This window comes from Sodaliphilus sp. (assembly GCF_045598405.1).
Lineage (GTDB): Bacteria > Bacteroidota > Bacteroidia > Bacteroidales > Muribaculaceae > Sodaliphilus > Sodaliphilus limicaballi.
Genome location: NZ_JAZLLZ010000093.1, coordinates 1 through 11702, shown reverse-complemented (window position 1 = coordinate 11702; position 11702 = coordinate 1). Strand labels below are relative to the sequence as shown.

Here is an 11702-nt window from a genome sequence, read left to right as displayed (position 1 = left end):
AAAAAGGGCGCTGCGCTTGAAATTGACTAAAAATCAACTAAAAATTATTCTTTTGTCCTTGTGTTCTTTTGTCAAGAGACCACAGATTAAGCAGAAATAAGGGAATTATATTTCAGATTAAGTCAGATTTTCCCATTGATTTGATGCGGTTGCCCTGCAATAAAACTACCTTTATCCATCTACATACCCTTTCTAATTCTTTTCCTCGCGAACTCACACAAGTAGTCTCTATAGAAAATTCCTAGATGCGCAATCCTAGCCAGCAATGAAATAAATAAAAAGGGAAAAAATGCGGGCGCTTCTCATCCACATTCTGAGGCCCTGGAAACTGCCCGTATAATGAATAACTCGCGCCCACAAGTGATAAGCTGGTATTGGATAAAACTATTTACAACGGTTTTGTGTCGAACGGTAGAGCCCCATATATGTTACTTGCTTCCTCGCACCCCATGCCGTTAACACCATCAGATTGATTGGCTTGCCCCGATGATTCCAAAGTCTTGAAATCAACTATGTGTCGTTTCAGGTCGGCTTTTACACTATCTGTGTCAAGTTCCTCGCGTCTTGCTTTGCTCATTTTACAGAATTCTTCTTCTTGTTCAATTCCTGCAAACCTTCGGCCACACAGATTGGCGGCAATACCTGTTGTGGAACTTCCGCTGAATGGGTCAAGAATCCAATCACCTTTGTCGGTCGATGCAAGGATAATGCGAGTCAGCACTGAAAGGGGTTTTTGCGTAGGGTGTTTGCCACAAGACTTCTCCCAACGGCCAATAGCGGGCAACCGCCACACATCAGTCATCTGCTTATTGTCGTTCAGTTTCTTCATCAGCTCATAATGGTACTTATGAGGTACCTTCTTGCATTTACGAGCCCAAATGATAAATTCGGTTGAATAGGTGAAGAAACGACACGAGATATTGACAGGAGGATTTGTCTTTTGCCACGTTATCACATTCAAAATCTTGTAGTCAAGTTCTGTAAGACAATTTGCTACAGAAAAGATGTTGTGATAGGTTCCTGAAACCCAAATAGAACCATTGTCCTTTAGTTTGTCACGACACAATCCTAACCACTCCATGTTAAATTTATGCAATTCCTCGGGAGTCTTACCCTTGTCCCAATCGCCTTTATTCACACACACCACCTTACCACTCTGTAGGCTAATGCCACCATTAGAGAGAAAATAAGGAGGGTCGGCAAATATCATGTCGAACTTGAAGCTAAAATCTTTTAGCAAGTGAAACGTATCTCCCTGAGCAAGAAGGAAATCGTTGTTGTTTGATTTGTAAAATGTTTCTATCATTATGTTAACTTAGAGCAATCCTTCCTGTTTGATGATATCAACAAAATCTACGATGTCGGTTAAATTATATACTTTAGGCACGATTGAGTAAGCCTCTTCAATTTTATTCTTAGCCTTACTCCATCCAATTCCATCGGTAATCCAAACAAACTCAAATCCGGGCACTTTATTAATTTTGGGCGCAAGTTCAGAATAAGCTCTTGCTACCTCATTAGGTTTAGAACCGCCATCACTATAAAAATTAACTTCTAGCAGATAAGTCTTAACTCTTGTCTTGATTACGAAATCGAAACGTTTCTTGTCTGTGCCTAATGCTTTGGTAATTTCTGGCCATTCGGAAGAATAAACCTCAGAACGGCAATACACATCATGTTTTTCAAGAATTTCTCTCACCTTATTTTCCATAATGTGACCACTTCGGTTCTTACGAGCATTGCTATCAAGTCCTGTTTCTATTCCGAATACATAATCTACTAAATCCTTTATTTTGCTATTAACTAAAAGGTCAGACAAACCTGTCTCATTAAGAAATGAAACAACAGAATCTACACTTGTGTAGTAATCATCCATGTTGACGATACTACCTAAGCTTGTCACAACAGCTTTACGCTTCTTCTTTCCCTTTTTAGTGCGTTTTCGTCTCACAGCAATGAGGATGTCTAACACTTGGAACGCAGACTTATCGCGTTTCCAAATAGTTTCAACAGCTTTGTGCAAATCAACAGCACCAATTAAGCTGTTAAGCATACAGAGACTTAGTTTTATATCCTCGACATTTTCTTCAATTTTTGTAAAATCACAGAAGAAATCAAGTGTCTGGTTTGTCTCTTGTAGTTGAGACATGAATTTATTGAAGTCTTTAACCATATTCCTTTATTTGTTGAGATTGAAAGAATTTATTTTAAGGTGGTCGAAATCGACCCCGTTTAGTTCTACTATGCGAGTATTCAGCCGTGATACAGTTCTTGAAACCTCCTTTAATTTGAAATAGGATGGCTTCAGAGCTCTGCATATAGATTGCGGAACCTGTTGATAGTTATAGATACCGAGTTCTTTTAATTTTCCCATACAATCACTTTATTTAATCTGATTTTCTGTATTCTATTTCATCTTCAGCAACGAACATTGGTTCTAACTGAAAGTTCTCAACGTAAACATTTGCTTTAGTTTCCTTGTAATTGTGTACGAGAATCTCTGTTAACTTCCCTCGCTTAGAAGCATTAGCATTAATAAATCTTGATGCCCAAACTCGTTCAATTTGATATGCTTTATATAACACATCAAAGAAGCTGTCTGCCTCATTCTTGCCTTTGCAATCCGAATTGCTGAGCATAAAACGGAAGCCAGCTTCGTGGATGCGGTCGCAGTATTCCTTCAAGCGTATCTGAGCATCGTCGTTGAAGGCTTCTTTGGTGTAGTCGTTGAAGCTGGAAGTGTCGCTCAAAGGACGGTAGGGTGGATCAAAATAGAAGAGCGTGTTGCCTTCGGCATGTTGGAATGTCTCTTCAAAATCGCCTGTCATTATTTCCACTCGTTGCAGCAGTTCGCTATCCTTGCGGATGGTCATCGGGTCGCAAATCTGCGGATTGGAGTATTTGCCGAAAGGAACATTGAAGAGTCCTTTTTTGTTTACACGATAAAGTCCATTGAAGCACGTGCGATTGAGGAAGAAGAACTTGGTGGTATTCTCAATCGGGTCCAGATTCTTCTCATTGTAGCGGTCACGAGCGGTGAGGAAGAACTCCTTGCGTGCCTCTTCTGTTTGAAGGGTGTTGTAGGCATCCTGAATTTCCTGAAGGGATACAATCAGTTCCTCGGGATTGTCCCTAACGATACGGTAGCAGGTTGTTAAATCTGCGTTTATATCATTGATTACTGCGTGCTTTATGTTGGGGTATCGCTGCAACATGTAGAAGAGCATCGCACCACCGCCTACGAAGGGCTCGATATAGGTGGCGTTCTCCCAATTACCAAAGTCAGCTGGTAGCTGTGCATCCAGTTGTTCGATGAGTTGCGTCTTACCGCCTACCCACTTGATAAAAGGTTTTGCTTTTGCCATGATTGTTCAACTTTTAAAATTATATTGGTGTAGAGTTATGGGATTCTTTTTGCTTTATCTTTTCCAGAGTTGCAACAGCTTGTGGGCGCTGACTAGTGCTCCGATTGTGGCTGTGGCGATGGAGGGGATGAGATAACCGTTTTCGGCAGTGATTGTCACAATAAGGGTTACAATTACCGCCCATGCTAGCGACAGCATGCAGTTGAGTGACAACCGCAGGCGGTAATGGGTGAAATAGACCACTGCGATGATGAGCGTGTACACTATGTACCACACCGAGAAAGCCCATCCTAGTCCCACGAGTCCCCACCACTGGTAGAAGATGATATTGAGCCCGAGCCCTGTGACGGCGCTCAGCGTCTCGGTGATGAGGTATATCTTTCCCGATCCCTTGGCGAGGATGACAAATGCCATGCTCCACGACACTGCGCGGAAGATGATACCCATCATTCCCCATGAGATAAACGGGAGGATGGGGGCGAAGTCGCTGCTGTAAAGGATGCTGACAATGGGGCCGCGCAACAGTATGAATGCGGCTATCACGGGCACCATTACGAGCAGGGCGATGTTGATTTCTTGTGATACAAACACTCTCAATTTCATGCGGCTGGCTGCCACTCGTGCCAAGCGTGGGTAATACTCCATGCCCAGGGCAGTGAGTATGAGCCCCGTGTATTTATTAATTAATGTGTATCCTGCTTGATACAGTCCCACTTCGCCTGTGCCCGCACGGTTATTGAGCCAGGCGTTGAAAATATAGGTGGCAAGGATGGTCACAAAGTTGCCGATGGTCATGAAAACCCCTAGGCGCACAAAGTCGCGTCCCATGGTGAATGTCTCGCTGCGAGAGACCTTGACGGCGGGATATTCCTTATTGCGCAGCACGATGGCAAAGAACGCATTGGCCACGGCATAGGCGATAATCGACGGCAGCACACTATCCTCGCGCAGGTAGTAGAACAGCGGGATTGACACGAGCAGACCGCTCACAGTTCCCAGCACGGTGATGCGGGCAAGTTTCTTGAGTTGGGCTAGCCCCTGGAACACAGCTTGCTCGCCGTTGGTGATAGCCATGAGCAGGACAGCAATGCTGAGAGCCACGAATCCCCAGATGTGGTCTTGCGTGCCGAAGGTGATTTCGCTCAACAGCGGTGCAAGTGCCAGCGTGAGCGTTGCTCCTGCTAGTCCCAGCCACAGAGACCACTTGCGCACCACGGCGATGATGCGTGCTATGAGCGATGAGTCACGTGCATCGGCAGCCTGCGAGATGTCGCGCACACTGCTGCTGCGTATTCCCAGGTTGGTGGCAATGTTGATCATCTCGAGGGCGTTGTTGAACAGTCCGAAGAGTCCCACGCCCACGGTGCCTAGCCACATGGCGACAAGCTTGGTGCGGATGATGGAGCAGATGATACCCATCATCTGGACACCGCCAAAGATGCCCATTGCCTTCATAACCATGCGTGATATGCCGCCTTGCTTAGCCATTGTGGTGGTTTAGAGTTTTATTGTGAATACGTTATAAGTGATGCCACGTCCGCCCATGCGTGCCTTTTGCTGGGCAAGCCCTTCATTGAGATACTTGCCGTGGTCCTCGCAGGAGATGCCGAAGTCGAAGTATCGGAACCCCTCGTCGGCAGCCTGCTTGATAAGGGTGTCGAAAATAAGCGCTAAGGCTTTGTGCTCACGCCCTGCGAGCGACGATGCAATGTACTGCGCATGCGCAACTGGACCAGAGTAGAACATGAGCACGCCTGCAATGACCTCACCATGGAGTGAGGCTGTGTAGAGCTTGATGTTCTCGGGAAAACGTGACTGCAGCAGTCGCATCTCGTCCACGGTGTGCACTGGCTTGGTGTCGTGACGCGAGTCGAGTACATCTTGCAGCACCTGCCAGTAGGCGTCGAGGTCGTTGCTCTCACTCACCACAATGCCTGCACGCTGTGCTTTGTTGACAGCACTGCGGTTGCCGCGGTCGAAGCGTATGGGTGCATCCAGGTCGATAGTGGTGGAGATGGTGCACTCGCTGAGCACGGCTCCGTGGCGGAAAAGTGCATACAGGTCGTCCTCGGCGGGATAGCTGTGGAAGATGTGTGGCACGGGTTTGTAGATGAGTTCGCTCACTCCGTCGCCTTGGAGGAATGCCATGGCCTTCTCCATCACCTGCATCATGGTGACAGCATCGCAGCGGTCAGTCATGAGCCAGCTGCCATAGGTGAGTCCCTGGTGTGAGAACACCTTGTCGCCCACACGGTTGGCGGGCAACAAGGCGATAATCTTGCCTGCGTCCATTGCCACTAGCGAGTAGTCGCTGAAGCGGTCGCTGTGGTAGTCCATGAAGCCTCGATGATGCATGAACGAGGCGTTGCGGGTCATCCCCACAACCTCGTCCCATGCTTGCTGCATGCTGCTGTCATATCGTTTGATTTCAATCATTTGCTCTGAATCTTGACTGATGACTTCAGTCCGTTTTTCTTATCCTTGACGGTGAGCGTCATCATGCCGGCTTGCTTGGTTGATTGCACTGCCACTGCGAGCTGGCCGTGGAATAGTTTCATAGTGGGTTGCGTGAACACCTCTACCGAAGTGGCGTCGCCGTTGCACACTGCCTTGAACGTGCCGTTGCCCTTGACGTCGAATGTGAGTTGGTCGTCGGCATCGGGGCATAAGGTTCCGTTCTTGTCGACAAGGCTCACGGTTACAAAAGCAAGGTCGTTGCCGTCGGCATCAATCACGGTGCGTTCAGGCGACAGTACTAGGCGCGCAGGCTTGCCGGCAGTCTTGATGGCTTGCTCGCCAGCCTTGTTGCCGTTGTCGTCATAGACCACAACCTTGATTTCGCCCGGTTCATATTTGACCTCACGCCAGCGCAGGCGGTAACGGTCGAGTCGGCTCTTGCTGTCCTTGGTGATGCGTCCCTGGCTCTTGCCGTTGACAAAGAGCTCGGCGGTGGGGTAGTCGGTGTAACAGTAAACTGGTGTGACCTGTCCCTCTCGTCCGGGCCAAGTCCAGTGAGGCAGCAGGTGTATGGTGTGGTCCTGCTTGTTCCAGTGGCTACGGTAGAGGTAGTAACGGTCTTTGGGCAGGCCTGCGAGGTCGAGAATGCCGAAGTAGCTGCTGCGGCTGGGCCAGAACTTGTCGTAAGGCGTGGGCTCGCCCAGATAGTCATATCCGGTCCACACAAACTCGCCGATGGTCCAGTCAAAGTCCTCCTGCATGTGCCAGTCGTCGTCGGGCAGATTGCTCCACCAACATGCCTCGGTGTCATATCCTGAGCATTGACCGTCGTCCCATTCCTTGTTGTTGAGAGGTTCGTCAGGGAACTTATACACGCCGCGGCTGCTCACTGTCGAAGCCGTCTCGCTGCCCAGAATGACCCCTTGGCGCAGTCGGCCTACGGTAGATTCATAACTGCCCAGGTTATAGTTGTAGCCAGGCACGTCGGCCACGATAGAGAACCCGCTGTCCATAGCACCGCCTATCCAGTTGGTGCCGCAGGTGACGGGTCGGGTGGGGTCGAGCGTGTGGAAGAGGTCGATGAGTTTCTTGTAACGCTCAGCACCCTCGGTCTTGGCCTGCTCGGGAATCTCGTTGCCCGCGCTCCACATCACAATGCTAGGATGGTTGCGGTGGTTGAGCACCAGGTTGGTGACATCCTTGTCCCACCACTGGTCCCACACGAGATTGTAGCCGTTTTTCACCTTGGAGTCTCGCCAAGAGTCGAAACTCTCGGCCATGACCATGAGTCCCAGGCTGTCGCACATCTCCATCTGTATCGACGATGGCATGTTGTGTGAGGTGCGAATGGCATCGGCACCCATTTCCTTGAGTGCGACGAGTTGGCGCACGATGGCAGCCTTGTTGACGGCAGCGCCCAGCATGCCGAGGTCATGGTGCAGGCACACTCCCTTGAACTTGCGTGTGACACCATTGAGCTGGAAACCATGCTCACGGCTCACTGCAACGGTGCGTATGCCGAACTTCACCTCCTGGCGGTCGAGCACATTGCCATCGCTAGCGAGAGTGAAGATAGCTTTGTATAGGTTGGGCGACTCTGGCGACCACAGGCGGGCGTTGTCCACGGTGATGATGTCGTGGAATGCACCAGTGCCGTCGGCAAGCGAGGTGCTGGTTGCCACGGTGTTGCCGCTTGCGTCAACGATGTTCACTGCCAGTGTGCACTGCAAGTCGCGGTTAGCCACTGTGAGACGGTGCTTGACGTCGATTGTTGCCTTTCTTGCGTTGATGCCTGCTGTTGTGACAAACGCTCCCCATGAGTCGAGGGCAATGTCGCTGTGGGTGCAGTGCAGCGTCACGGGGCGGTAGATGCCTGCGCCGGGATACCATCGACTGCTTTCCTCCATGTTGTCGAGTTTTACTTCAAGCAGGTTCTCGCCACCGTTGAGATAGGGGGTAGCGTCCACGCGGAAAGCATTGTAGCCATAGGGCCATTGCCCTGCCAGCTTGCCGTTGACATAGACGTGGGCATCGGCCATGGCACCGTCAAAGATGAGTTCGGCACGCTTATAACCGGCAGGAACGGTAAACGTGCGCTTGTATGTTCCCTTGCCTATCCAGGGCAGGGAACCAGAGCGTCCGGTATGCTCGGTCGCGCTCTTTTCGCCATTCTCGTGTATCTGCACAATCTGGATGTCCCATTTCTTGTCGAAGGGGCCGCTGATGGCCCAGTCGTGGGGCACGTTGACAGTAGTCCACGACTTGTCGTCGCGAGAGAATTGCCATCCCTCGTTCAGACTCACGTCGTGAGCCGCTGCACTGAGGGCAAGAAGGGCAGAGAGTGGTAATGTCAGTTTTTTCATGTTTTATATTTTTTCTATATAAAATCTAGGAAATCTAGAAATTCTAGAAAATCTAGTTTTAATATCCAAAAATATCTTCGAGTGTGATGCGGCGCACGGGAGCAATCTTGCCCAGCGACTTCATGTCTAGTTCCTTCTCGTCGCCCAGTATGAGGTAACGGTAGGGCTTGCGAGCCATTGTGGCCTGCTCAAAGTTGACGAGGTCGTTGAGTGTGAGGCCCTGCAGGTCTTCATAAACCTTCTGGTAGATGTCGTAGTCCAGTCCGCGGCGCTGTGCGTTGATATATGTGTTGAGCACGCCCATCTTGGTCACGCGGCGGCTAGCGAGTTGCTTGAGGAGTGATTCCTTTGCCAGATTGAAAGCCTTTTCGCTCTGTGGCAAAGTGTCGATGATGCACTTGAACTGGTTGATGCAGTCCATCATCTTGTCGTTTTGAGTGATGACATAGGTGGTGGCATACTCGCTACGTCCTCTAACACTAGGTTGCGAGTACATTGCCGATGCGTGATAGGCAAGACCGCGGGCCTCACGCAGTTCCTGGAACACGATGGTGTTCATGCCTGCGCCGAAGTACTCGTTGAAGAGCTCGATAGTGGCGGCATTCTCGGGTTTCCAGCGGCGAGCCAGGTTGCAGTATTGCGTCATGTAGATGTTCTTTGCATCGTAAGGCGCGAGCCACACCTCGGTGATGGGCGTGTCTTGCGCTATGTAGGGACGGTTGTGCAGTCTCTCGCGCACTTTTCCGCTGGTGTTGTGGTTTGCTGCCAGGCATGACTGCAGGTCGTTGAGAGCCATGGGGCCATAGTAAAGAACGGTGTGCGGCTGTGCGTTGAGGTTCTTGAGCAGGTCGAGCAGTTGCTCGGGCTTGATGTCGCGCAGTTGCTGCTCGGTGAGGATGTCGGTGTAAACATTGCGTGGTCCGTAGATGCCGTATGTGCGCAGGTGAGCCGAGCATTGTTCCTGGTTGGTCTTGGCATCGGCGCGCATCTTCATCACCATGTCCACGAGACTGCTGTAGGCCTCGTTGTCGGCCTTGGCGTTGTGCATGAGGTCCTCAATGAGTTTGAGGGCGGCAGGCATGTTTTTGTTCAGGCCGTAGATGTTGACATAGATGTTTTCCTCGGTGATTTTGAGTTCGTAGTCGCAAGCCAGCGAGTAGAGCGCTTTCTTGAAGTCCTCGGCGCTCATCTTATTAGTGCCTAGGAAGTCGAGGTAGTCAATCGCGATGTCGTAGCGCTTGTCGGCACTATAACCGAAGGGGAATTGATAGGTGAGAGAGAACAGGTCGTTGTCGGTGTTTTGCTTGTAGAGTAGGGGCTGCTTGCCGTCAACCTTGGTAAGATCCTTGTTGAAGTCGACAAACTGGGGCTGTATGGGCTCGGGTTTGCTGGCAATCACGTCGGCAACAAACTGGCTCTGGAAGTCGCGGTTGCTGGGAATGGGCGTGATGGCGGGTTTGTCAATCTTCTTGGCGATGGTGTCCTCGCCTTGCACCTTATTGACGCACACGAAGTTGTTGTCCTTGATGTGGTGTCGAGCGAAGTCCACGATTTGCTTCTTGGTCATGCCTTCCATGCGAGAGAGCTTGCTAGTGACGTCGTCCCACTTCTTGCCGTTGATGAAGGCGTCAACCATCATGTTGGTGCGTGAGCGGTTGTCGTCGAGGCTGTTGAGGAATTGCAGTTTCTTGTTGTTGACAACGGCGGCGAGCAGATTGTCGTCGAAATCACCGCTGCGCAGCTTAGCAATCTCGCCAAGCACAAGAGTGCGCACGTCTTGCAGCGACTGCCCGTCATTGGGCTCGGCCATTACGACGAGGCTCGAGTAGTCATTGAGCGCATCGGGGAATGCTGTTGCCGACTGCACTTTCATCGTCTGGTTGAGGTTGAGGTCAAAGATGCCTGCGGTGCCGTTGGCAAGCATGTCGGCAATCACCTCAACGGTGTCGCATTGAAGTGAGTTGCCGCGACCGAAACGCCATGCCATCACAGCAAATTCAGCTTCCTGACCGGTGACAGTGGTGTCGCTGGGAGCAGCGATGGGTTTGAGGGCAGGATACTCGGGACGGCTGCAGGTGGGGTTTGCTTTCCATGAACCGAAGTACTTGTCTATGATGGGCATCACCTTGTCGGGATCCATGTCGCCGGCGAGGCATATCGCCACATTGTTGGGGCAGTAGTAGTTGTTGTAATAATTCTTGATGTTGGTGATTGAGGGGTTCTTGAGGTGCTCTTGTGTGCCGATTGTGGTCTGCGTTCCGTAGGGGTGCCCGGGGAACAACTTGGCATAGAGGGCGTCATACATTTTCCACTGGTCTTTAGCCAGACCGATGTTGTATTCCTCATAGACGGCTTCGAGTTCGGTGTGGAAACCGCGTATCACCATATTCATGAAACGGTCGCTCTGTATGCGCGCCCAGTTCTCGACCTCGTTGGCAGGAATATCCTCGGTGTAGCATGTGACGTCGTTGCTGGTATATGCGTTAGATCCTTGACCGCCGATGGCAGCCATGAGCTTGTCATACTCGTTGGGAATGTTGTATTGTGCTGCCAGTTGCGACACGCTGTCAATCTCGTGGTAGAGTCGTGTGCGTGTGGCGGGGTCGGTGACCTTGCGGTATTGCTCATAGCGTGCCTCGATGTCGTTGAGCAGAGGTTCCTCCTTGCTGAAGTCGGTGGTGCCAAACTGGCGTGTTCCCTTGAACATGAGGTGCTCGAGGTAGTGAGCCAGTCCGGTAGTCTCGGCCGGGTCGTTGCGTGAGCCGGTGCCCACTGCGATGAGCGATGAAATGCGTGGTCTTTCCTTGTTGACGCTCAAGTAAACCTTGAGACCGTTCTCTAATGTGTAAATACGTGTGCCAGTAACGTCGCCCTGAACTGAGGTGAAGTTATACTCCTTGGCATTTAATGCCATAGCACTCACGGCAATAGCCGCAATGATGCAAAATATCCTATTCATAAAGCCAAATTTTTTTCAAAGGTACGAATATTTTGACGAAAACGCAAGTGAAAATGCAAAAACGGCAGGGCAACCGCATCAAATCAATAGGAAAATCTGGCTTAATCAGTGCTGTGCCCTCTGTGTCTTCTATAGAATAAAATAGATAAGTAGTTGAAAATCCGCATTTGTTTTTCGGTAGTAAGGGTCTAAAAACAAAAACAAGAAAATCCGTTTTGCGAGCAATGTGTCTCTACGAGTCACTGATGCTTGTTGCGGCCTTGGCCTTATGAGAACAAGTTCTCAACGCCCAATCCCGTAACAATCATCACCCTGCGGGATTGCTTGCTCGCAAAACCCAAAAACACCGCTTCGCTGAAAAACAGATTATTTTCGGCGTTACACAAAAGTGTCAGCAGTTATATTTTCAACTTTAGTATTTGATAATAAATATTGCTAATTTATTGTCCGGCAGGACAATACCTGAATAACCCCCACCGCCGAACCGAGCGAAGCGAGCTCGGCAAAGTGAGCAGCGGTAAGTCGGCGAAGCCGGTGCCGCGGATAGCGAACCTTTGC

Annotated in this window: 7 protein-coding genes; all 7 read right to left on the bottom strand. The window is 50.2% G+C overall.

What is annotated here, in order from left to right:
- Nucleotides 1–388 precede the first annotated feature (388 nt).
- The 7 genes from ACKI3C_RS07125 to ACKI3C_RS07095 all read right to left on the bottom strand — a co-directional run bounded on the left by ACKI3C_RS07125 (nt 389) and on the right by ACKI3C_RS07095 (nt 11144).
- Nucleotides 389–1306 (bottom strand): DNA-methyltransferase, encoded by a 918-nt coding sequence (locus ACKI3C_RS07125; RefSeq protein WP_407403490.1) that lies wholly within the window; start codon nt 1304–1306, stop codon nt 389–391.
- Between the two features lie 9 nt (nt 1307–1315).
- Nucleotides 1316–2173, bottom strand: coding sequence for a type II restriction endonuclease (locus ACKI3C_RS07120; RefSeq protein WP_407403488.1), 858 nt, complete (start codon nt 2171–2173; stop codon nt 1316–1318).
- Between the two features lie 214 nt (nt 2174–2387).
- Nucleotides 2388–3365, bottom strand: coding sequence for a DNA adenine methylase (locus tag ACKI3C_RS07115; RefSeq protein WP_407403486.1), 978 nt, complete (start codon nt 3363–3365; stop codon nt 2388–2390).
- A 54-nt stretch (nt 3366–3419) separates the two neighbouring features.
- A complete protein-coding gene (locus ACKI3C_RS07110; RefSeq protein WP_407403484.1) occupies nt 3420–4853 on the bottom strand; it encodes an oligosaccharide flippase family protein in 1434 nt (477 codons plus the stop codon).
- Nucleotides 4854–4862: 9 nt separating this feature from the next.
- Nucleotides 4863–5801, bottom strand: a complete 939-nt coding sequence (locus ACKI3C_RS07105) for a GNAT family N-acetyltransferase (RefSeq protein WP_407403482.1) — start codon at nt 5799–5801, stop codon at nt 4863–4865.
- Complete coding sequence (locus ACKI3C_RS07100) at nt 5798–8185, bottom strand: glycoside hydrolase family 2 TIM barrel-domain containing protein (RefSeq protein ID WP_407403480.1); 2388 nt, start codon at nt 8183–8185, stop codon at nt 5798–5800. The genes ACKI3C_RS07105 and ACKI3C_RS07100 overlap by 4 nt, the downstream gene beginning before the upstream one ends.
- A gap of 58 nt (nt 8186–8243) precedes the next feature.
- The gene (locus tag ACKI3C_RS07095; RefSeq protein WP_407403478.1) at nt 8244–11144 is read right to left on the bottom strand and encodes a M16 family metallopeptidase; all 2901 of its coding nucleotides are present in this window, start codon (nt 11142–11144) and stop codon (nt 8244–8246) included.
- Between the last annotated feature and the right edge of the window lie 558 nt (nt 11145–11702).

Excerpts from the sequence above, each read along its gene's own strand:
- ACKI3C_RS07125 (WP_407403490.1), bottom strand. The coding sequence starts at position 1,306 with ATGATAGAAACATTTTACAAATCAAACAACAACGATTTCCTTCTTGCT.
- ACKI3C_RS07120 (WP_407403488.1), bottom strand. The coding sequence starts at position 2,173 with ATGGTTAAAGACTTCAATAAATTCATGTCTCAACTACAAGAGACAAAC.
- ACKI3C_RS07115 (WP_407403486.1), bottom strand. The coding sequence starts at position 3,365 with ATGGCAAAAGCAAAACCTTTTATCAAGTGGGTAGGCGGTAAGACGCAA.
- ACKI3C_RS07110 (WP_407403484.1), bottom strand. The coding sequence starts at position 4,853 with ATGGCTAAGCAAGGCGGCATATCACGCATGGTTATGAAGGCAATGGGC.
- ACKI3C_RS07105 (WP_407403482.1), bottom strand. The coding sequence starts at position 5,801 with ATGATTGAAATCAAACGATATGACAGCAGCATGCAGCAAGCATGGGAC.
- ACKI3C_RS07100 (WP_407403480.1), bottom strand. The coding sequence starts at position 8,185 with ATGAAAAAACTGACATTACCACTCTCTGCCCTTCTTGCCCTCAGTGCA.
- ACKI3C_RS07095 (WP_407403478.1), bottom strand. The coding sequence starts at position 11,144 with ATGAATAGGATATTTTGCATCATTGCGGCTATTGCCGTGAGTGCTATG.